Origin of the sequence: Bradyrhizobium cosmicum, assembly GCF_032290525.1 — a bacterium.
GTDB lineage: Bacteria > Pseudomonadota > Alphaproteobacteria > Rhizobiales > Xanthobacteraceae > Bradyrhizobium > Bradyrhizobium cosmicum_A.
The window spans coordinates 54,049-75,550 of the sequence record NZ_JASXTA010000013.1; the positions used below are offsets into that span (position 1 = coordinate 54,049).

At 59.4% G+C, this 21,502-nt stretch carries 16 protein-coding genes and 2 pseudogenes; 12 read left to right on the forward strand and 6 right to left on the reverse strand.

Annotated elements, in window-relative coordinates; translation table 11 throughout:
- Positions 1-21: 21 nt before the first annotated feature.
- The 4 genes and pseudogenes from QSV46_RS23010 to QSV46_RS23025 all read left to right on the forward strand — a co-directional run.
- On the forward strand, positions 22-978 hold the full coding sequence (locus QSV46_RS23010; RefSeq protein ID WP_314957071.1) for a hypothetical protein: 957 nt from the start codon (positions 22-24) through the stop codon (positions 976-978).
- Between the two features lie 17 nt (positions 979-995).
- Positions 996-1,652 carry a DUF3540 domain-containing protein gene (locus QSV46_RS23015; protein WP_314957072.1) on the forward strand — a complete coding sequence of 219 codons (657 nt, stop codon included), beginning with the start codon at positions 996-998 and terminating at the stop codon, positions 1,650-1,652.
- Positions 1,652-3,430: a tetratricopeptide repeat protein gene (locus QSV46_RS23020; RefSeq protein ID WP_314957074.1), complete on the forward strand. Its 1,779-nt coding sequence runs from the start codon at positions 1,652-1,654 to the stop codon at positions 3,428-3,430. The genes QSV46_RS23015 and QSV46_RS23020 overlap by 1 nt, the downstream gene beginning before the upstream one ends.
- Before the next feature lie 759 nt (positions 3,431-4,189).
- Positions 4,190-4,354 (forward strand): annotated as a pseudogene (locus QSV46_RS23025) (IS5/IS1182 family transposase); the annotation flags it as partial.
- On the opposite strand, the pseudogene QSV46_RS23030 reads toward QSV46_RS23025, so the two are convergent.
- Positions 4,354-4,514 (reverse strand): annotated as a pseudogene (locus QSV46_RS23030) (IS5/IS1182 family transposase); the annotation flags it as partial. The pseudogenes QSV46_RS23025 and QSV46_RS23030 sit on opposite strands and share 1 nt — an antisense overlap.
- A 781-nt stretch (positions 4,515-5,295) precedes the next feature.
- Between QSV46_RS23030 and QSV46_RS23035 the strand changes: the two are divergent.
- Positions 5,296-5,553 (forward strand): hypothetical protein, encoded by a 258-nt coding sequence (locus QSV46_RS23035; protein WP_314957078.1) that lies wholly within the window; start codon positions 5,296-5,298, stop codon positions 5,551-5,553.
- 337 nt (positions 5,554-5,890) lie between these two features.
- Here the strand turns inward: QSV46_RS23035 and QSV46_RS23040 are convergent, their stop codons facing one another.
- Complete coding sequence (locus QSV46_RS23040; RefSeq protein ID WP_314957080.1) at positions 5,891-6,445, reverse strand: peroxiredoxin; 555 nt, start codon at positions 6,443-6,445, stop codon at positions 5,891-5,893.
- Between the two features lie 538 nt (positions 6,446-6,983).
- Between QSV46_RS23040 and nifH the strand changes: the two genes are divergently transcribed.
- From nifH to QSV46_RS23075, 7 genes are all read left to right on the forward strand, one after another.
- On the forward strand, positions 6,984-7,874 hold the full coding sequence (gene nifH / locus QSV46_RS23045; protein WP_314957411.1) for a nitrogenase iron protein: 891 nt from the start codon (positions 6,984-6,986) through the stop codon (positions 7,872-7,874).
- 66 nt (positions 7,875-7,940) lie between these two features.
- Positions 7,941-8,708: a nitrogen fixation protein NifQ gene (locus QSV46_RS23050; protein ID WP_314957082.1), complete on the forward strand. Its 768-nt coding sequence runs from the start codon at positions 7,941-7,943 to the stop codon at positions 8,706-8,708.
- Positions 8,709-8,986: 278 nt separating this feature from the next.
- Entirely contained in the window at positions 8,987-9,319 is a 333-nt protein-coding gene (nifW, locus tag QSV46_RS23055) for a nitrogenase stabilizing/protective protein NifW (RefSeq protein ID WP_314957083.1), read from the forward strand.
- Between the two features lie 1,118 nt (positions 9,320-10,437).
- Complete coding sequence (locus QSV46_RS23060) at positions 10,438-11,553, forward strand: electron transfer flavoprotein subunit alpha/FixB family protein (protein WP_409997198.1); 1,116 nt, start codon at positions 10,438-10,440, stop codon at positions 11,551-11,553.
- Between the two features lie 10 nt (positions 11,554-11,563).
- The gene (locus QSV46_RS23065) at positions 11,564-12,871 is read left to right on the forward strand and encodes an FAD-binding protein (protein WP_314957085.1); all 1,308 of its coding nucleotides are present in this window, start codon (positions 11,564-11,566) and stop codon (positions 12,869-12,871) included.
- 41 nt (positions 12,872-12,912) lie between these two features.
- A complete protein-coding gene (locus QSV46_RS23070; RefSeq protein ID WP_314957087.1) occupies positions 12,913-13,209 on the forward strand; it encodes a ferredoxin family protein in 297 nt (98 codons plus the stop codon).
- A 243-nt stretch (positions 13,210-13,452) separates the two neighbouring features.
- Positions 13,453-13,980 (forward strand): hypothetical protein, encoded by a 528-nt coding sequence (locus QSV46_RS23075; RefSeq protein ID WP_314957089.1) that lies wholly within the window; start codon positions 13,453-13,455, stop codon positions 13,978-13,980.
- A gap of 805 nt (positions 13,981-14,785) precedes the next feature.
- On the opposite strand, the gene QSV46_RS23080 is transcribed toward QSV46_RS23075, so the two are convergent.
- The 4 genes from QSV46_RS23080 to QSV46_RS23095 form a co-directional block, all read right to left on the reverse strand.
- The gene (locus QSV46_RS23080; protein WP_314957091.1) at positions 14,786-15,649 is read right to left on the reverse strand and encodes an SPASM domain-containing protein; all 864 of its coding nucleotides are present in this window, start codon (positions 15,647-15,649) and stop codon (positions 14,786-14,788) included.
- Positions 15,650-17,189: 1,540 nt separating this feature from the next.
- Positions 17,190-17,924: a hypothetical protein gene (locus tag QSV46_RS23085; RefSeq protein ID WP_314957093.1), complete on the reverse strand. Its 735-nt coding sequence runs from the start codon at positions 17,922-17,924 to the stop codon at positions 17,190-17,192.
- 454 nt (positions 17,925-18,378) lie between these two features.
- Complete coding sequence (locus QSV46_RS23090) at positions 18,379-19,506, reverse strand: NAD(P)/FAD-dependent oxidoreductase (protein WP_314957095.1); 1,128 nt, start codon at positions 19,504-19,506, stop codon at positions 18,379-18,381.
- Between the two features lie 5 nt (positions 19,507-19,511).
- Entirely contained in the window at positions 19,512-21,494 is a 1,983-nt protein-coding gene (locus tag QSV46_RS23095) for a LodA/GoxA family CTQ-dependent oxidase (protein ID WP_314957097.1), read from the reverse strand.
- Positions 21,495-21,502: the final 8 nt, after the last annotated feature.

Below are 21,502 nucleotides of genomic sequence, written 5' to 3' on the forward strand. Positions count from 1 at the left end.
CCTACGATTAGGGAGCCTATGATGCCAAATGCCTACACGCGACTGTTCGTTCCAGAAACACCAATCTCTCCCATGACGAAATCGACGTATCTGCGCCTCGGTTCTTATTCGGAGGAGGAGGCAAATATCGTCACAAAACTGACGACGACTGTCGACCAGGGCCTTGCTGGAACGAGTCAGTATGAAAGCGACAACACCGGCATACTTGCCTTCACCAATACGGACTTTCAGGCAAACGTCGAAGGTGCCGCATTGATGAAAATCGGTCGCGGTCAGACCACGGAGGTCATGAACGGCAACTCCCAACATAAGGTCTCGGAAGGTACTTATGATATCTCCGCCGAGAAGGGCATATCAATCACGGCTGGCGCTAACGGGACGCCCGCCGACATCACGCTCACGGCCTCGAACCGCGTCAAGTTAATCAACAAAGGCAACAAGTCGGAAACTACCACCGGTGACGTGGAAAAGCAGACGATGGGCAACACCAGGGAGCTCTTCCTAGGCACCAAATTCACTTGCATGAGTGGCGCAGCTACCAAGCTGACGATGGCCCGCAAAGTATCCATTTTTCTCGGAGAAGCGTTCACGTACAAAGTCTCCCGCGAATGTTCCGTCAATCTCAGTGATTTCAATTCGATAACGGTCGGCAACAGACTTGATATTGTCCAAGGAAACGACGTCAAGCAAGTGATCGGAAACTCGACCAAATCTGTCTTCGGACCCGACTTCAAGTCGGCCGATAGTGATACCAAGATTCTCAGAAGAAGCGATTTCAAGCTCGCGCCAGTTGAGGATTTGAAGATGGTCGGCCGCGAGGGCAAGGTCAGCAAGACCAGCGTGTCCGTCACAGAAGAAGAATTGAGGAAAGGGAAGTTGAATACTGAACAGTACGAGGTTGTGAACCGAACAGCGGAGATCGTGTCCAGCACGGGCAAGGACGAAGTCATACAAAAGAAGTCGATAAATTTCATGTAGCCGACTGGAGAGCGGGAATGACGATGACAATCCGCGTCACAAACAGCGACAGGTTGGCGACGGCCGCGCGCATGCTGGAACCTGGACATCACACAGCCTGGGTAGTGTCAGTCAGTGATGACGGCAGTGTGATGGAGGTCGAAGTCGCTGGCGCTCGTCACACGGCGACGGTGGCTGTGGGCTGCCTGATCCGGCCTATACCACGGGACAAAGTGCTGCTCTTCGCCAACGTGGAGCAAGCCTTCGTCGTGACCGTGCTCGAGCGGGCGGCTTGCAATGATGGCATGCTCGGCTTACCAGGATGCCGCAACATATCGATTGCCGGCGAGACCATCACCATCGCCGCGCGCCAGCGGATATCCTTTCGCGCTGATAGTATCGATCTGCACGCTAAGTTGTTTGCCGTGCTCGCGAACAAAGGCACCTGGATCGGCAAGCTCTACACGTTAATCGCGGACCGTGTCCAATGCTCGGCGCGGACCCAGGAAGCGAGCGCCGAGTTGCTTACGGTGAAGGCGGGTGAACGTGTCTCAGTGATCGAGCGTATCGACTCATTGCAGACTGAAACCCACGTTATCAGAGTCACCGGCATTGCCTCCGAGACAGCCCACAGCAAAGTCATCACGGTGAGCGAGGATCTCCGCCTCGACGGCAAACGCGTGACGGTGGCATAATGCGCATTCCGACCACTGGCATGGCCGGCCCGACCCGACAAGACCGGCTCAGGATGGCGCAGGAGTTTATTGCAACCGGCCGTCTCGAGGAAGCGGACGCGCTGTTGGAGCAGGTCGTCGTCACAAGCGATCCAGATACGCTCAGTGCAAAAGCTGCACTAGCGCTCGCACGGCAACGCACGGAATTGGCATTCGAGCTGCTGGCGGAGGCGGCGACCGGTCATCCCGATCACGCTGGGCTTGCTACTAACCTCGGGATCGCCCATGAGATGCTCGGCAGGTTTGACGAGGCAGTTATTTGCCTCAAACGCGCAGCGGCGCTCGCCCCACGCAGCCAGGAGATCAAGCTCACGCTGGCTCATGCGCTGGAGAGCCGCGGTGACGTTGCGGAAGCCCGCGCGATTACAAAGGCTGTTGTCCAAGACGAGCCGGGCAATGCGCGCGCCCTCCTTCAGCTCGGCACACTCGATATCGGCTTGCGCGATTACTCGTCGGCCGAGATCGCCCTGTTTCGTGCCCTGGAGCTTGTTCCCAACGATCCCGATACGCTGCGCAATTTGTCGGTGCTCTTGTTTGAACGCGGCTGCTGCGAGCAGGCGCTCAATGTTGCTGAACACGCGTATCTGCGTGCGCCGCTCGACACGGCCGGGCTCTCGCATCTGGCTTATTGCCGTGCCGCGATGGGACTTTGGGCGGAAGCGGAAGCAACCTGCAGGAGATTGATCGCCTATGCACCGACCCATCTTGGCGCGCGCGAAATCCTTGCCCGCGTCATGATTGCCAATGGCGAGGAGGAGCGCGCAATTGCGGAGCTCACAACGTTCGTACGAGCGCACAAATCGCACCCTTCTGCTGCGCTTCTTTTGGCCGATATTTTGCGGTTCGTCGGCCGGTTCGATGAAGCCCTAAGGCTCGCCAGCCACATCTCGCAAACGCAACCTAACGATGAAACGGCTAAATCTCTCGCGACCGCGCTTGAACTGACGCTCGGTCGCTTCCCAAGCCCCGAGCCGGCCGCCTTGGGAGTTGTGATGCGAGTGATCGTGCCACCGAGGACTGGCGCTCTCGAATTCATTGCACTCGCTCGTCTCTTGCGTCGGGCGACGAGCCAGCAAAATGTGCATGTTGTCGCGGAGCCACGTTACCAGGCTCTTCTTAGGAATCTAGCCGAGCAGGCCATTCTCGATGAGCCGAGGCCCGAGCTCTCAACGACCCCGTTGCAATCGTTATTGCGCACTCTGTCGACGGACGCGCGGAACATTGCCGTTGATATTCCCTACCTGCGCCCCGACGCCGAGCTGTCAACGAAATGGCGGGATGCCTTGGCGGCCTTCCCAAGGCCTTGGGTTGGCATCGTGTGGGAGGGCGGCGCTCTCGGCCTATCGATGGAGCAGGTCGCCGCCGTGATTCCTCACTCGGTGACGCCGGTCAGTTTGATGACCGACGCGCGACGGCATGACATGAAGCGATGGAGCCGTCCGATTGATGTTGGTGTGCATATCGAACACCCTGCGGAATGCATTGCAGCGATCGCCAATCTCGACGCTGTGGTCGGGCCCGACAGCTTCGCCGTCCATATTGCCGGAGCGCTCGGCGTTCCAGGTGTAGTCTTTGTTCCGCGCGGTTATCCCTGGTATTGGGCTCAGGCGGATGGCAAGCCCCTGTGGTATCCTTCATTCGAGGTTGTCGTGCAGGAGCGGCTCGGCCATTGGTCAGGCCCGATCGACGATGGTCGGCACCGGCTCGAGAGCCTGCTGCGCATACAAACGATTGACTAGGCGGCAAGCTCTTGCTCTTCGGTGGACTGGGGAAAATGTCGACGAAGGGGTTAACGTGGACGGCGCCTCGAAAATTTGATGCATTCCACCCAAGCCGGTTCAATCCATCGATGGAGAGTGGTGGTTGGCGTACCAACAGCAGCAAGCTGAGAAGCGGAGGCAAGCTGAGCAAGCGGCGCAGCCGCGGTAAGCAGCGCGCCACCGCCCGAGACGATCCGAAAGAAATTACCCGCACGCCTCTTCCGACAACCTGAACTACCTCTACGATCTGTTCGCGAAAGCCGCTGAAAAGTCTGACGCGGCAGCGAATAACCTGAGAGAGCCTACTCTGTCTGCGTAAGTTGGCGAATGATCTCGGGCGTCTGGGACGTATGATTAGAGCGGACCACGCATCCTTGCGCGCTCACGCCGAAAAGTACCTGATTTCATGACCGCCACATGATTGGCACGATGGGCATGTTTCTTCGATTGCGAGAGGGCTGCTGGCTCGATGGTCGGCGTCAAGCCCCTTGCCCCTCTAAGGCAGACGGTGATCTCATCGAAGCTGCCTGTGGTCTGAGTCGGAGAACTACCAGGACTGACGGTGATAAGCTTCGCAATTTTCCAAAACAGTTCATTGAAGACCTGAAGCACCTACCAGGCTGCTAAACAGTGGTTTTGCGAGTTGGTTGGGTGTGATTCCGTGCGCGTGTCTGATTCCTTTGGGCTGGGGATGCGATGCGCCGGGCAGATCAGCGGACGGAAGACATATTCAGCTAGCTGCCGTTGGAGCAGCGCGTTCCAGCGGATCATCGCCTCCGTGCCATCCGCGACTTGGCCTGCGCGGCGCTGAAGGATCTGTCGCGACTTTGCCTGTACGCGCGCCATGGCCGACCGTCGATTCCGCCGGAGCGGCTGTTGCGGGCGCTGCTGCTGCAGGCGTACAGCCCGTTGCCGTTCTCCATCATCAGATGCCCCATGTGGCAGAGCTTGGCCTCGTTGCCAGCGCCCTTGCGAAACAATCGGGCGTCGGGTCGGTCGAAGAATGCGTGTTGTTCTTGCGCTTCTCGCCACGGAAGCCGCGCTCGACATTGCGTCCCTGCCCGCTGCCCGTTTGTTTTTCGCTTCCACTTGGCCAACTTCGCAAGGAACGGTTCCTACCGCTGGACCTGAGCGTCGAGCAGCGACTGGAACGGTCGCGAGCGAGACCTGCTGCTCGGGCGCAGCCCGGATGCGTTCTTCGTTACCTGTGGGGCATCGTCTCGGCGATTGCGGTGCGGCGCTACAACTTCGCGCACGTATACCAGCAGATCGGGCTAAGGCTTCAGGTTGTTCGCGTTCTGCGACCCTCGAAATAAGGGGCGGCATTTCGAAGTACGCCCGAGCGGCTTGCGATCTGGACTCGGCCGCGTTGTACGCGTGTCACTTCGATATCGGCGAGGCGGTCCAGATCCGCCACCACACGTCAATCCCTCGTACGCCGTCATCCCGTTCGCGCACCTTTGATGCAGCGCCGAGACCAGCCTGTTCAACTGATCGCTCTTTTCCTCAGGTCGCCAGTGGCCGTCGACCAGTGCTCTTCGGTGACGAGATTGGGCTCGCGCCAGGCGGTCGAGAGTTGCTCCAGCACGCTCGACTTCTCGGATTTGCTCGAGTGCACCTTGAGACAGTAGTGCCGAGCCCGGTGGCCTGCAACTGACGCCTTCGGGCGCCGCAGTCTTCTGCGCTACGAACAGCACCGTCTTTTCGTGTGCGAGGCAGTTGGCGATACTCTGGACTCTAGCCCGGGCGGGCCGAACAGTACATAGTCCGCGCCGCGCTTGGGGCAACGAAGGTAGCAGATCTGCAAGGAGGCCGAGAGCGGCGCGAACAGTTCGATCGGATCGATGATCTCGCCGATGGTTCGCGCATCGATGAAGCTCGCCCCGGACCCATCGTGGCTGTGGGTCGGCGGTATCGATCGGGTGACGCGCGACGGGATTGGGCTTGAGCAAATCTGTGCGGTCGACGGAATCCTTTCACATCAGGTGCTTGATGAAGGACAGCGTCGCGAGCGTGATCGGTTCGGTGACTTCCCAGCCCTTGATGCTCTCAATGTGGCCGCGGACACCTTCGAGCTGGGCAGGCGGATTGGCTCACTCTGAAATGAGTGGGTTTGAGTTGCGCCGGTGCTCTCCGTTTGTCGGCCGAATTCATTGGCGGGCTGCTGAAAGACGAGCTTTAGAAATGCGGCGGAAGCTGATCTGGATGATCGGGCTTCCAACGATGCTCATGGGCCTGTTCGCCCTCCTGTTGGGTTGCCGTATCGCCAAAACAGTCGCGTCGATGACGGCAGCCATGCGCCAGCTGGGCGACGGCCGTTGCGATGTGGTTCTGCCGGGTAGCGGATCCAGGAAATGGCCTCCACGTTAGACCGTACCGAGTCTGACGTTCTTCGAATGCGGGAGCTTCTCCTTCAACTGCACGATCCAACATGTTGCCTCAGGCAGGTTTAAGCGTGTCGCCGCCGATCTCGCGGTTGCAAGGGCAGAGCTCATGAGTCTGTATCGCATCCAGAACGCGTAGCGTGTCCTTTGGGCTCCGGCCGACATTGAGGCTTGTCGCATAGACATGCTGGATGGTGTTCTCAGGATCGGCGATGAAGGTGTAGCGATGCGCGATGCCATCACACGAGCGCACTCCAAGGCCATCGACCAGTGCGCCATCGGTGTCGGCAAACTGCCAGATCGATAGACGGTGCAGGTCTTTGTGCTCACGCCGCCAGGCGAGCTTGCAGAACTCGTTATCGGTCGAGCCACCAAGTACGACTGCATCGCGATCGGCAAACTCCTTGGACAGGCGGGCAAACTCAGCGATTTCGGTTGGGCAGACGAATGTGAAATCCTTCGGGTAAAAGAAGATGACTTTCCATTTTCCTGGAAAGCTCCTCTCAGTCAGCGTCTCGAAGGCGCTCTGCCCGTTCTCCTCTGGCAGGTGAAAGCCGGGCTTCACGCCTGTGATTTCGAACGGCGGCAACTTACTTCCAATTCCAGACATATTGTCCTCACTACAACATCGCGTCACGCGGAACCTGCGTTCGGGGCCTCGCAAAGCAAGCGATATGCCACCCGCTCTGACGGCAAGTACCCACCGTGCCGGTCATGAAACATTCGCCTTTGATGATGGCAGTGTCCTCGAACCCGATCTGCACCGTATGATCTCCTCAGTCGCCTCGGGCTAAGGCCCGGCATTCCCCGTTCCGCGCCCTGTCGCCGGGCGCTCGTAATGGAATCAATGCGCCAGGGCTTTGTCCGGTTTCTGTCAAAGCCCTTGCCGCTGTCGCGTCCGCCACGGCATCCGCTCTCGGACGCCGCGCGATTAGTCCAGCATGCTCAGGCGCTTGACGCACCTGCGAACGAAATGGCACGCCGGTTGCTAAATGGATGCAGCAACAACGAGTGAGGGCTGAGGGCACGCCGACGCCGATGGCGAGCGATGGCCTCCTTCCCGAAACCCGTGTGGCCACGTTTCTGAGAGAGAAACAGCCTCGCGCGTTCGGCGCGAAAAAGTTGGCAATCGGTTGATGGAGAGCAACATGTCTTCGCTGAGACAAATCGCGTTTTATGGCAAGGGTGGTATCGGTAAATCGACGACGTCGCAAAATACGCTGGCGGCCCTTGCTGAGCTAGGCCAAAAGATTCTGATCGTCGGTTGTGATCCCAAAGCAGACTCGACCCGCCTTATCCTGCACGCCAAAGCGCAGGACACCATTCTGAGCCTGGCGGCGAATGCCGGCAGCGTCGAGGATCTCGAAATCGAGGACGTCATCAAGCTCGGCTACAGAGACATTCGGTGCGTCGAGTCCGGCGGCCCGGAGCCGGGAGTCGGGTGCGCCGGAAGAGGCGTGATCACTTCCATTAACTTTCTGGAGGAGAATGGCGCCTATGAGGACATCGACTACGTTTCTTACGACGTGCTCGGCGACGTCGTCTGCGGCGGCTTCGCGATGCCTATCCGCGAGAACAAGGCACAGGAAATCTACATCGTGATGTCCGGCGAGATGATGGCGATGTATGCCGCCAACAACATCTCCAAGGGTATTCTGAAGTATGCGAATTCCGGCGGCGTGCGCCTCGGTGGCCTGATCTGCAACGAGCGGCAGACCGACAAGGAGCTGGAGCTTGCAGATGCTTTGGCCAAGAAGCTCGGCAGCCGGCTGATCTACTTCGTGCCGCGCGACAACGTCGTTCAGCACGCGGAGCTGCGCCGCATGACGGTGTTGGAATACGCGCCAGATTCCAAGCAGGCGGATCACTATCGCAATCTCGCGACCAAGATCCACAATAATGCTGGACAAGGCGCTATCCCGACGCCAATCAGCATGGACGAGCTCGAGGATATGCTCATGGAGCACGGCATCATCAAGCCCGTCGACGAGAGCTTGGTCGGCAAGACCGCCGCCGAGCTCGCCGCTGTTTCGGCATAATTCGTGTTGTCGGCCTTCTCGATCCGGGAGGGCCGACATCGTCCACTCAGATGCTGGGGGACCCTCATGATTGATACACAAAGAAAATTGGCCGATACGTTGTCACATCCTGTATCGGCAGCTCACGTCGCCGAGCAGCGCGATCCAAGTAAGCTCTACGGCCTTCTGACTGGCAGCCATCCAACAGAAGTCGACATCAGCGATAATTACGATTTCGATCGCCATGTGCTCGCTTGCGTTCTCGCCGCATCCGCTATGGATGGGGGCCAACTTCCCGAACGGGCTGGCTTGACTAACCAGGAGCTCAATGCGCTCCTAGTGCAATACTTCCCGTCCAGCCCGGTCAGAAGGTGGACCTGGCGCGAACAGTCCGCGTTAGCGGCTCCTGACGAGACAATTATCGTGCGCGACCTCCTGCTTGCGCAACGTTCCACCCATAGCGAGGTCGGCGGCTGGTTGGCGACGATGATCGCGCGGCGCGCCATGGAGCCAAATCACTTGTGGGAAGATCTCGGTCTGCGGAAGCGGGACGAATTGTCCCGCCTCCTGACGCGCCATTTCGGGCCGCTAGCGGCTCGCAACTCCAAGAAGATGCGCTGGAAGCGCTTCTTCTATCGCGTGCTATGCGAAGATGACGGTCTGGTGATGTGTACTACGCCGGTCTGCACGGAATGCAATGATTTTGATCTTTGCTTCGGCGAGGAGAGCGGGGAGAGCCGGATGGCGGGACGACGGCGTGATCATCTGCGTCGTCTCGATGACTCCGCTGGAAAATTCGACTCACCAACCAAGCGCTGGACCCGCGATTGCTTGGCCGCTCCCACCGCATTGTGATCGCAAGGATTCAGAGCTTGCCGCGATCACTTCGCGGTTGTCCGAGTTGCAGCTATCGGTCACCGACGAGCAAACCGAAACCATCATCGCGCGTCGGCAAGCATGCCATCGAGCACAAAGGGCCGGTTGCGCCGGAACGGTGGTGGCAACCTGGCGCGACATTCACGAGGGCTCGCGTCAACGGCGGGTGATCGGCTGGTCAGCCATGCGCGCCGCGCGATCAGGTTGAAACATTCGGCCGGATGCTTTCTGGGCGCGGATCTAGATGGAGGTTGAGAATGATGACGGACGGTATCCTTTCGCAGTTGAAGAAGGCCTCGGCAGCAGAGGAGTTTTTTGCACTGCTCGGCGTCGAGTACGACGAAAAGATCATCAACGTGGCGCGGCTTCACATCCTGCGTCGCATGGGTCAATATCTTGCGGGCGAGGAGTTGACCGGTGCACCCGATCCTGACATCGCCTTGCGGTGTAAGGCTACGCTTGAGCGCGCCTATGCCGACTTCGTCACGTCCTCCCCGATCGAACAGCGCGTGTTCAAGGTCCTCAAGGATGCGGCAGCGCCACAACCGAACAAGCATCCAGCCTTGGTCCAGCTCGGTTCCTTGGAGTGAATCGAGTTTACATCTCGTGCTCTGGACCGTGACGGTTCGGAGCTGACAGCCTCAGCTTGCAATTCAAACGGAAGTTGCCGTGGCCTCGTGGATCCGCAGCTTTAACACTTACTCCGCTCTCCTTAAGGGCCACTCACGACTGAGCGCTGGTTTGTCCATCCTTTCAGGCTGCTGCCCATGGCGCACCTATCTCCTGCAATGGTACGCCGCCAGCGGGAAGCGCACACTTGGCGAGGAAAGCGCACCAGATTCGGATGACCGTCTTCTGTCGCATTCCGGACACGCCTCGGCACCGTTACCGAATGTTCCGATCCTCGTGAGAGGCCGCCAACCAATATCGTTCCGTAAGAGTCTGTAGTGGCGCCCAATTTTAATCGCCCACGCAATTGGTACGACAATTGCTGACATATGCTCAGCCAGTCTGGAGAAGCGCATGCACATCTTGGTTCGCATCGATTGTGTTTTTGACGTCGCGCAGGTTCGCGCGCGCTGCCTGTCGGCAACATGATGCGTCGCGACGCCAACGCGATGGCCACATATTCGGACCTGGCTGAGCTGAACGCTGGGCGTGATCCGCGCCAAAGGTTCGTCGACGAAATCACCGCCGTTGACCGATCCATAGCCGAGGTTTTCGCCGGGGGGCAGTCCTTGCTCCCCAGCGCCGGTCGCGCGGCGTCGTTGACGGGCGGTTTGACCCCGGCGCTCGTGCCTTCGCCGGGAGTTGCGGACTTGTCGCTGCGATCGGCGAGAGATCGAGCGCATTCGGAGCAATGGATCGCGATTTCATCGGCGAGCACGTGGCGGAGAATGATATCAGCCGAGCCTCTGCCACATCCTCGATCCGTACCAGCTCGGTTGCATCTCGAAGATGAGGGGGACCAATCGATCGGCTCGCGTGATCGGCGCGGAGAACCTGAAACGCGTGATTCCATGGTCGTCGTCGACACATCGAGCAATGTCTGTCTCGGCCCCGCGCTGCTGCCAGGCGGCGCTGATTGAATGGCGGCGGGCACCCGGCCGAACTTTTGACTGAAGCAATCCTCAAGCGCGAATTCAAAGCTGAGGGCGGAGCGCCGCTCCGCTGGCGAGCCGCTACGGAACAACGGATAGGAGTACAGATGATGAGCACCGCCCCCAAAAGCGCAGCGCCGGCCGCGGGTGGTGGTCGCGCAGCGACCAAGAGGGAGCTACCCGAGCGATTTAAGGCGTATAAGCACGTCTGGGTCTTCATCGAGCAGGAACGCGGGGTTGTGCACCCCGTCTCCTGGGAGCTGATGGGTGCCGGCCGCCGGCTCGCCGACAAGCTCAATGTCGACCTTGCCGCGGTTGTCATCGGCCCGGTCGGGGAGACAACGGAGCAGGCAGTCGCCGAATCCTTCTGCTACGGCGCCGACCTCGCCTATATCGTCGCAGACCATCTCTTGGCCGACTATCGCAATGAGTCCTATACCAAGGCCCTGTCAGAGCTGGTCAATACGTACAAGCCGGAAATCCTACTCCTAGGGGCAACTACACTCGGCCGGGATCTCGCCGGCTCAGTGGCCACCACACTGCTCACCGGCCTAACTGCCGATTGCACCGAGCTCGATGTCGATCCCGACGGCTCGCTTGCAGCGACGCGGCCGACGTTTGGCGGTTCACTGTTGTGCACGATCTACACACTCAACTATCGGCCACAGATGGCAACCGTCCGCCCACGCGTGATGCCGACCCCCGAGCGCGTGACGGGCGCCGTCTGGCGCGTCATCTCGCATCCGCTCGGGCTTGTAGAAGAAGATATCGTCACTAAAGTCCTCTCGTTCCTGCCGGACCGCGATTCTAAAAAGTCCAACCTTGCCTATGCGGACGTGGTCGTCGCTGGAGGGCTCGGTCTGGGATCGCCTGAGAACTTCCAACTGGTACAGCAGCTCGCCGACGTGCTTGGCGCCGAATACGGGTGTTCGCGGCCGCTGGTCCAGAAGGGCTGGGTCACCTCGGACCGACAAATCGGCCAGACTGGGAAAACCATTAGGCCAAAGCTTTACATCGCGGCCGGCATTTCCGGGGCGATCCAGCATCGCGTCGGAGTTGAGGGTGGCGACCTCATCGTTGCCATCAATACCGACAAGAACGCCCCGATCTTCGACTTCGCCCATATCGGTATCGTCACCGACGCCATTCGACTGTTGCCGGCATTGACCTCTGCATTCCGCGCGCGGCTGTCGCCGCACTCGCACGACCGCATCGCCGGCTAGGGAGCTTGTTATGATCGATGAAAAATTCGACGCGATCGTCGTCGGTGCTGGCATGGGCGGGAATGCGGCGGCGCTTACCATGGCCCAGCGTGGCCTGAAAGTGCTGCAGCTGGAGCGCGGCGAGTATTCGGGGTCGAAGAACGTGCAAGGGGCCATCCTCTATGCCGATATGCTGGAGAAGCTGATCCCGGATTTCCGCGACGATGCACCGCTTGAGCGGCATCTGGTCGAGCAGCGCTTCTGGATCATGGACGAGCGTTCGCACACGGGGCTTCACTATCGCTCCGATGATTTCAATGAGGAGAAGCCGAACCGCTACACCATCATCCGCGCTCAGTTCGATAAATGGTTCTCGCTCAAGGTCCGCGAGGCTGGCGCCACGGTGTTGTGCGAGACCACCGTGACCGAGCTCCTCCAGGATGCACATGGGCGGGTGGTCGGGGTGCGCACAGACCGCGATGGCGGTGAAATCCATGCAGATGTCGTCGTGCTGGCCGAGGGGGTGAACGGAGTGCTCGGGACGGGTGCGGGGTTAAGAGGGCGGCTGAAGCCGGACAAGGTGGCACTCGCGGTCAAGGAGATGCATTTCCTGTCGCGCGAGACAATCGATGCTCGCTTCAGTCTCAAAGGCGACGAGGGGCTCGTCATCGAAGCTGTCGGAACCATCTCCCGCGGCATGACCGGCATGGGCTTCATCTATTCCAACAAGGAATGCATCTCGCTCGGTATTGGCTGTCTTGTTGCCGACTTCCAGCGTACCGGCGAGACGCCCTACGGCTTGCTCGAGGGTTTCAAGCGTCACCCCTCCGTCGCGCCGCTGATCGAGGGTTCGGAAGTAAAGGAATATTCCGCGCACTTGATCCCCGAAGGTGGGTACAAGGCCATCCCGCAGCTTTGTGGTGAGGGCTGGGTCGTCGTCGGGGACGCCGCCCAGCTCAACAACGCCATCCATCGCGAGGGGTCCAACCTGGCGATGACGTCGGGCCGTATCGCGGCGGAAGCGATCTGTCTTATCAGATCGCGAAATGATCCGATGACGGCGAAAAATCTTTCGCTTTACAAAAAAATGTTGAATGACTCCTTCGTAATCAAGGACCTGAAGAAGTACAAGGATATGCCGGCACTGTTGCATACCCACTCGCAGAACTTCTTTCTCACATATCCGAAGCTCTTCTCGAAGGCGATGCAGGATTACCTGCGCGTCGACGGTACACCAAAGCTCGAGAAAGAGAAGCTGATGCTGAAGTCGTTCATCAAGGCGCGATCGTGGAGTGGACTGTTCAGCGATGCCCTCCGCATTGCCCGGGCCTGGCGCTGATCACGAAGCAAAGACAACGACGATTGACGGAGCCAGAATCAATGCCGAGCGAGCCAGCCCAACGTGTCGAGGACAAACTATTCTACAACCGTTATCTTGTTGATTCCGGCCGCGCCCATATCAAGGTGCGGCCGCACACCACGCCATCGTCGCAGCTGCTATCAATGCTGAAGGCTTGCCCAGCACGGTGCTACGATCTCAACGATAAAGGTCATGTTGAGGTTACAGTCGACGGGTGTCTCGAGTGCGGCACCTGCCGGGTGATCTGCGAAGAAAGCGGTGATATCAAGTGGAGCTACCCACGGGGCGGTTACGGTGTGCTATTCAAGTTTGGTTGAAGCTTCAGGGGAGGGCCTGGCTTTGGCAGGATACGGCGTTGTCGCGATGCAACGAGATGCGCGGGACTCGAGATTTCACCCGGGCACATTCGATCGGGGCAACGGGCAGGCCCTTGCAAGGTGGACAACCGCGGCTTCCCAGCTTCCCCCCATAATTTTCCCGAAGATAGCCAAAGCGAGCGGATCCAAAACAAGGGCGCGACGCATTGTATCGCGGGGATATATCGTCTGCCGGAGAGCATTATGATGATTCGAGTACAAAAGAGCAGGGCAGCCCCTAAGGCGCGGCGAGCAGAGGTAGGCCGTGAGAGTTCGGTTGGCGACATCCAGGCATGCATGGCGGAATTGAGAAGCTTGCCGCGCGACAAGCTCGCGGATGCGGTGTTCATGCTCTCGATGAATGCAAGACGGCAGGGCGAGTTGATCCGACAGGCGATCGAGAAGCGCGCCGAGGTCGACTTGGACTTTGATCCGCCGGCGAATGCGGATTTGGCGACCTATCTCGCCAATGATGCCGTCTCGACCTTACGCCGCCACGTTGTTGACGTTCCGGACTTGCTGAACTTCTTGGTTCAGCAAGCGCCTGACGTCTGCTTCACCGTCCATCGGGAAGAAGCCGTTTTGCTGCTCGCCGCAATCATTCGCGAACAGCGGCTCGAAGGAGTCCTCGAAGGCCTCAGGCTCACCGGGCTTCTGAATGACCCAGCGAAGGATCGTCATGCCGGGATTGGTTTGGAAGCGGACTTGAGAGGAGCTGCCGACGACGTGTGAGTGTTCAGGGCGCTTTGAGGACAGTCCCTGCAGAGAGGTCAAAACCGCGTTGAAAGTCGCGGCGTAGTTCCTTTGTCCTCCGTTTGACGTTTACCGCCGACGCGGAGCCGCTATGCACGCCCGGTGGCAGTCCCCGGCCGCGTCAAGCTCGGGTCCTTATAGTGAGCACAAGATCCGCAGTTCTGAGCTTTCGTGCTCAGTTGCAGCACGCGCGGTGCGCTGGCCAATCATGGAACCGTTCGCTAATAGCCTAGCAAGGGAAATCACGGCAGGACACGCGGGCCAAGCAGCGGCGAGGCGGACGCCGCTTTTCCGCTAGGCTTGCCGGGCGCAAGTTGATCCATGTTCATTTTAGCGTCCGGTTTGGCGCCACTTCCTCCCGACCATGCTCAAAGGAGTAAGGTGGTCTCAAACTCCCGTAAGCGCGAACGGCGCAAGACGCAAAGTCGCGAGCTCCGCAGGAATAGCACCATTTCGGCCGTGATTCTTGGGAACCATGGAGTCGAGGCCATCCCAAGCTGCGCCTTTGGAGTTCGAGAGAGAGCCGCTTTCGCCTCAGAAGAATGATGGGGTTCACCAGGGCCTGATAAGACAAGGGCGTGGCACGGAAACAACAATCAGATTCCGCGGGCTAGCCCAGGCGACTTCCAGCAGAACGGCGACCAACAAAATGCTCCAGTCCATGGCGACCCTCCGTTCATGGCAGGGTCGTTCCCGCGGCTGATGTAATGATGAGCTGCAGGGCCGACCTTCGCTAGGGCTCGCGATTCGCTTCGATCGGGCAGCGGCCAACTGCTCTCAAAGATCAGCTCTCCGACGTTATTGGTTCAGCGAATTCACACGATCGACAAAGCAGAAAGCCGTCCGTTCCGTTCATGCGATCGGCAATGTTACGAAAAGTCGCCCCTTCGAAGAGATCCTTGTACTTGTCGCGGAGGAGGTTGCCCAAGACGTGTCGTCGCTCAAAATCCATGCAGCAGAAAGTAACATCGCCGTTTGGGAGAAGAACATTACGATATTGCCGTTCGTCAGGACATGTCAGTGTTCCAACGAGTGGCTGTCGTGCTTCAACCATCTCAAGCTCGCCGCTGCCACCCCTCCTGCGCGGCGGACGCAAGCGGACCAGCGCTTCGTCAGGAAGGATGTCGACAAGTTCGGGATGAACCTCGCCCGTGACTATGAAGAGCAGTGATGAAATGTCGGCATCGACAAGTTCGCGCATCAAATCGACATAGTTGCGCCGGACGAGACCATTATCCATGTATGTGCCGTCATCAACAACCTGCACCAGGAAAACGCGGAACTGCAGCGCACGTAAGCGTCTTAGATCCTGCCTATTCATTCCGGCCAGGGTTGTGAAAATCCGGTTTCCATGGCCACCCGCGTAGGCATGCTCAACCATTTCGGTGCAAGCCGGATTGAGCCAAGGCTGCGAATACCCGGAAAAGCTGATGTCGACAGCTGGTGGTACGTGCGCCAGGCATCGCTTGAAATCTTGCAGAGAAAGATGCTTCACGTCGGATCTCGCTCTTTGCCGATCGGCAAACCTGTCCTGCGAGCAATAAGAACATCCGACGACACAGCCCGTTGTCGTAGTTATCTCCAAGACCCTGCCGCCACTGACTGCAGAGCGCAGCTCCTGTAGAGTCATCGCTTCGATATTATCCACTTCCGCGCTTCCCCGTTAGGAATAAGTGATCTTGAGGGTGACCGTCGAGCTGTATCCCTCATGCCAGTTCGCTCATGCATCATTTTCGTTCGGTGCGACACGGCACCGTTGCAAGCGCGACTGCCAAAGATGAAGAAAGCGCCACGGCTCTCTCCCGCCTAGTCCAGCAGGATCGGACGGCTCCCGAGTGCGCTTGCATCGATGGATTTGTCTACGTCTCGTTTACTTCAACAAGCATCACTCATGCCAGGCGGTACTTTCCGTAAGTCGACACGTTCGCGATGAATGTCATCACAATTGCGGCAACCGAGGCGCAGCTCTACGCAATCGATAGAGTACAATATGACCTTACGTACGATTCAAGCTCTTTCGGAAACGAGTTGAATTGCGGGTTTCTACGAAATGTGACGGCGTTGCCGCTGCCCCGAGCACCACGTCATCGTGATCATGGTGGTCGGACTCCGCCGCGCGACATCGGGATTGCGATTGCGATTGCCCCGGGCCGCAGTCGACAACCGAAAATCTCCATCGTGCCTTCATGGTGCAAATCGAGAATTTCAAGCGGCACACACTTCCCGGAGGCAATGCGGATATTCCGCGTCTACAAAGGATGGAAGAGCGGCAGGAGGGGACTGGCTCAGAGGCGATCTTCCAAAGTGTGGCGGCGCAGCTGACCGCCGCGGGGGTAGCGTTCAACACTCCATTCAAAGTTGGCAAACTGCCTGAGGCGGCCCTGTGGACCGCGAGGTGTTCAAGCAAGAGCACGGGTTGGCCGAGGACTTGGCTGACGAGATGTTAGCGCTTGCCAAGGGGGACATCACCCAGGTGCGCTTCAGCGTGGAGGAGCTGCTAGAAGAGTTTCGGCTGAACTTGGACCCCAAGAGCCACTCGTACAGGCGGATGGCTGTGCTCGCAGCCCGTGTGAAGGCGCTCAACAATTGGCATCAAGGACACTCACCGCGTGTTTCATTCATTCCGCCACGGAGTGAACGATGCCTTGCGTAGTGGCCGGCTGGATGTGGAAGCCCGCGAGGCGCTCTTAGGCCACTCCGGTTCAACCTCGGCCGTTAGCAGGGGCTATGGGGCAAACGAGATGCTTGAACGGTGGGGCGTGAAGGTGCGGCGCGATGCATCTCTAAAATTGAATACGTTGCGCTCGACCTGTCCAAGATGAAAACTGGCCATGAAGCCAAAGCGGGCAGGTCAGCAAGCGCTGACCTGATTCTAGTTGAGTGCGCATCTACCGGTGGAGGCTGTCCGGGGTATCAATGAAAGCTCCTGTCCGATCATTGTGTCGCGTGTCCTGATGTCGAGACCTGCTATGCGCATGGGCGGCGCCAAGGTGACCGGTGACTGACCAAGGCCGCTCTGGGGCTCGAGAACTAGGTCGGTGAATGGACGCGCAGCAGACGAGCCTTCAAGTAGGCCATCAGACCGCGTTTTGCCCCCCGGCTGACTTCAGGCCGGTTCGCCTGACCGGATCGGACGAGATGTCTGTCCATGTCATCATACGGCGGACCAGCGTCTGTACAGCCACAAGTTAGTCCAACTGCTCGTCAAGGCCCTGGCCTGACTCAAAAAGGACATCGTCCGATCTCTCCATCACGCAGGTCACGAACTCCATGACGGAGTCCGAGTAGTATTGGAGGTCCAAGGCCACCGTATCAAAATTCTTGCCGAGTTGATTCTCGAAGCGGCTAAATTGGGCAAGTTGTTTATCAACTCTTCCAACGTGCTTAATTTTATTATTGAGAACTCGACACTCATCCACCGCCACGTAGCTCTTGCAACGAACGAGGTCGACACCAAGACCGATGAACCGATCTGCAAGGGAAGACCATCGATGGGGTGTTTCCTTCTGTACATGACCACGTCGTAGGCAGCGCTCCATTTCGCTCAACGTGCGTCCACAGTACTGCTCGACCATTGCCCACAGGCCGATCATGAGCAGTTGGTCTCCGAAAATCCGGATGCTTTCCTTTTCCATGTCAAGCACGTGCACAGTGTCTCTCATGCGAGCTTGAGCTATCATGTTCAATCCATCTGGCAGGGTTGCCGAAAGGATCTCTTTGTTATCCGCGACGAATTGGTCCAGGTAAGTATTGCGGGCGTCGATTTGCTTGTAAATTGCTTGATGGAACAAGCAGAGGTCATGGTGGTGCCAAATGAAACGCGACCACAATGCCATCAACTCTGACGATGATTTTAGTGGTACGTAACGCTCGACACCTCGATCAGCTCCGAACTCCATCACAGAGAGGATCGGCCCACGCATGTTGTCCACTCCTGCGACGTCTTTATAGCTACAAATCCAGCCATCATCGAGGGGCAAGAATCCAACCTTTAGACGGCCGATGCGCCCGGTATCGATGTGCCGCTGGTCGTCCACACATGGCCCATAGCAGCATTTCGGGCCAACCCGCCCGTATGCCCCCGGGGTCTAACCGGACGTTGCCACGAATGCACCGAAAGGCCGCACCTAAGCCTCCGAATAGAAACCTTGGCGCGGGAGCGCCCCAGTATCCGACCCGTAGGGGCCGGGTAATGTCGCGAGGTCAAGGGAGGGTCTTGTCATGCGAATCGGCGAACGATCCGCACCTAATAACGACGCCCGATTGCTTGCTTATTGAGCGTGCCGGCACATTCAACCCAACTCGCAATAGATCTGTCCCACTCAGTCGGCCGAGCAATAAGTCGGCGGATGCGGCGGGCGAACGATTCGGGCGTCGTCACATTCTCAATCGCGTCCTTGCCGCGAGCGGAAGGTGCGCTTGCCAAAAAGGTGTTGGCCAGCGGTGTGCGGCTGCTTGGTAAATCGAAAAAAGCTGCCGCACAGAATGGTGCCATGTTTCAGCAGTTCGTACGGCGAAGGCCTCCATAGCGACGCAATCGCCGAGGAGGTGACGGCCGATTGCCTCTGCACCGTCCACCGCCGATGCTAAGGCGTTCGCAAGGCCTTGAGATGCGATCGGATCAAAGCTTGCGGCGGCGTCGCCGATTGCCAGCCAACCCTCACCGGTCGGATGATCGAGGAACGACGGCGAAGCGTCGACGCTCTGCACATGGCCGCTTCGAACCAGTTCCTTGGTCCAGCGAGGAAGTGAGTTTGTGTGGTCAATCGCGGCGAGAAGGGCTGACCGCGCGGCGTCGCTTCGGGCGCGGGCGGGATCACCGGTGAACAGGGCGCACGTCAGCGTCTGCCGCGGGCCGCATACCGCGTACCACCATCCGACCGCAGTGGCTTCGACGGTCAGTGACGCCGGTTCGCTCTGCCTTTCTGTGTCGGGCGCGGACTGGACATGAACGGCGAGCAGGCGAAAGAGACGCTTTCGTTTCGCGCCGAGCCGGCGAGCTAATGTCGACGTAGGCCCGCTTGCATCGACCACGAACGCCGCACGCAGGGAGGCCAGACCATTCCTCGAACTGCTCTGCACAGACCAATATCTATTGCGGCGGCTTAGACCGCGAACGTGATGGCCGGGAAAGACACGGACGCCGGCCCTCATGGCTCGGCCCACGAGCAATTGCTCGAGGGCGATGCGGTCGATCACCCACGCGCGCCCACCCGGGTGACGGAGAAAATGCTCGCGGTTCGGCCGAGCCATCGACCATGCGCGATCGATGCATGCGAGGGGACATGCCAGATTGCCATTCGCTTCGATAAGGTCGAGGAGACCGAGATGAGAAAGAATAGGAATGGCGTTCGGCGTCAGTACCTCACCGGGCTTGCCCTTAGGCTGCAGGTCTTTCTCCAGGAGTGCGACGAGCAGGCCCCGCTCCGCGAGAGCCGCGGCGGCGACCGCTCCCGCCGGGCCCGCGCCGACCACGAGAACGTCCCAGACGCGGTCGTCGTCCACGCCGTTCACACCTCGCCCTGACGGAACTGATGGCGCGGCGGCGTGGTCGGTTCGGGCGGCGCTTCGAGGCCCGCTTGGGAGGGAGTCGGCTTCGGTGTCCGCTCCCGCAGCGACTCGATCCGGGTAATCAAGGCAATTTTTTCGTCGGAGCCGGCATTCGCGCGATCGCGGCCAGTCTCCACGTGGACTGTTTCCGGGAAGCCAACGTCGCGCAGCGCCTGCGGCGTTTGGCGTGGTTCGACAATCCCGAGCGTTGCCCACAGCTGAACCATCTTATCAATGCGCTCGTAATAGGTGCGGCCGCGCACGTCGCGCAGCCAGTCCTCCCGCAGCAACGCGTGCTTGAGACGCTGCAGCTTTGGGTCCTCAAACGGATCGGTGACGTTAGCGCTCGCTCGCTCGAAAGCGGCAGAGCTCAGCACTTGGTCGGGCACGCGCGCGCCCCAGAAGCTCGGGAATGACAAATATGTGCTAGGGGAGTAATCGGCGCTGGAGTTGCACGATGCTTCGTCGGTCTGCCAGGGCAGGCCGAGCCAGCGCGTGAGCGCACCGGGGCCCGCAGCTGTGATCGGGCCTGCGGGTCCAAGGCATGTGTCCCGCGTCAGTTGTGAACCGAAATCCTGGCGCACGGCTTCGCCCTCAGGGACGAGGTTCAATCTGTACAGCAGGCGATCGTCGCGTTGGGCCGCGTGATGCAGCGCCCACAGCTCAGGCCGCCGCATCGGCCATGTAAGCTCGATGCCCGGGTGGAACGGGCCGCCGAGGCACTCGGTGAGCCCCGCGCGCATCAGCTGAGATACTTGCGCTTCGGCGGAGAGCGCCGCGAAGTCCGGTGGCGACGGTAGTCCCTGCCAATCGGATACAAACGCGCCCGCGGCCCACCGATCGAGGTGTGCGAACATCGTAGGGGTGACCGACAGAAAGGTCAGATCGACGTCGCGGGCCTCACCAAAGAGGTCCCCGTATATGTAGGGTATCTGCCGTTGCGAGCCGGGGCCGGGAGATACCGGGCGGAACAAGGCAAATACCTGTTGGCGCCATGACTTGTTCCCGGGACTGGCGTCGGCCAGGCGTGAGATCACCGAGACGGCCCGCGCATCGAGCGGCGACCCCACGCCGTGCGCAACAAGGAATCCGTGATTGATCCACTGCAGCGCGGTTAGACGGTCGAAGATCGGCCAAACGTCCTGCGAGAAACTTGTCGTCATCGGTCGGGCGAGCCAGCCGGCTGCCATGAACGCCTCCCGGACGGTGTCGTCCATCGTCACGAGACCGTTAAGGCCGGGCGCGAAATTGGGCGGCGTGACGACCACATAACCGGGATCAGCTTCGAATTCCGTGGTACCCACGGTTACGCGCGCGCGCACTGGCCCGTCGCATGTGTCGTCATACCAACGATCGTTGTTGGCGAAGGTGACGGGGCGCATACTGCTGTAGAACGGCGCCGACTTGCCAAAACCGCCCAGGAAAATGAGCCGCCCGGCGTCGTCGGTTCGTAGCTCGCCAAGGGTGACGAAGAAATTGAGAATCTGCCCATCGTCGAAACGGAATTCGGGCCCGGACAGGTTCAGACCGCCGATCTGCCGCGCTGCCGGGCGAATGTCGAGCTCACGCCGCCGAACATAGTCCACGTTGCGCCGCGCCGCTGGAACCACGAACTGCGCCGGCAGGTCCATGGCCTGGTTGAACTGGTACCAGCCGGCTTTGAGATTGGCGACTTCAACGCGCCAGGAGATCTTCACGTCCGAGCCCTGGACGAGTTCGATGGTCTCGCCTGACTTCAGCCGCGCGTAGACGTGGAAGCGCACCCCTTGGCGTTTGATCTCTCCGGCCGCAGTCTGAAACCCGCCGCGCGCATCGGGCGTTCCGCCGATCACCTCGGGCGCCAGCGTGTAGTCGTCCTGCCCCTGCGCGTTGCCCAGGCGAGCAATGCCGATCGGCGGATAGACGCCTATCCAGGCAATCTCGGATGCACTCACGCTCGCCATGTCGTCCC

Coding starts and splice junctions, on each gene's coding strand:
- QSV46_RS23075 (WP_314957089.1), top strand. CDS start 13,453: ATGATGATTCGAGTACAAAAGAGCAGGGCAGCCCCTAAGGCGCGGCGA.
- nifW (WP_314957083.1), top strand. CDS start 8,987: ATGATGACGGACGGTATCCTTTCGCAGTTGAAGAAGGCCTCGGCAGCA.
- QSV46_RS23040 (WP_314957080.1), bottom strand. CDS start 6,445: ATGTCTGGAATTGGAAGTAAGTTGCCGCCGTTCGAAATCACAGGCGTG.
- QSV46_RS23020 (WP_314957074.1), top strand. CDS start 1,652: ATGCGCATTCCGACCACTGGCATGGCCGGCCCGACCCGACAAGACCGG.
- QSV46_RS23050 (WP_314957082.1), top strand. CDS start 7,941: ATGATTGATACACAAAGAAAATTGGCCGATACGTTGTCACATCCTGTA.
- QSV46_RS23070 (WP_314957087.1), top strand. CDS start 12,913: ATGCCGAGCGAGCCAGCCCAACGTGTCGAGGACAAACTATTCTACAAC.
- QSV46_RS23035 (WP_314957078.1), top strand. CDS start 5,296: ATGATCTCGCCGATGGTTCGCGCATCGATGAAGCTCGCCCCGGACCCA.
- QSV46_RS23065 (WP_314957085.1), top strand. CDS start 11,564: ATGATCGATGAAAAATTCGACGCGATCGTCGTCGGTGCTGGCATGGGC.
- nifH (WP_314957411.1), top strand. CDS start 6,984: ATGTCTTCGCTGAGACAAATCGCGTTTTATGGCAAGGGTGGTATCGGT.
- QSV46_RS23010 (WP_314957071.1), top strand. CDS start 22: ATGCCAAATGCCTACACGCGACTGTTCGTTCCAGAAACACCAATCTCT.
- QSV46_RS23095 (WP_314957097.1), bottom strand. CDS start 21,494: ATGGCGAGCGTGAGTGCATCCGAGATTGCCTGGATAGGCGTCTATCCG.
- QSV46_RS23085 (WP_314957093.1), bottom strand. CDS start 17,924: ATGCGTGGGCCGATCCTCTCTGTGATGGAGTTCGGAGCTGATCGAGGT.
- QSV46_RS23015 (WP_314957072.1), top strand. CDS start 996: ATGACGATGACAATCCGCGTCACAAACAGCGACAGGTTGGCGACGGCC.
- QSV46_RS23060 (WP_409997198.1), top strand. CDS start 10,438: ATGATGAGCACCGCCCCCAAAAGCGCAGCGCCGGCCGCGGGTGGTGGT.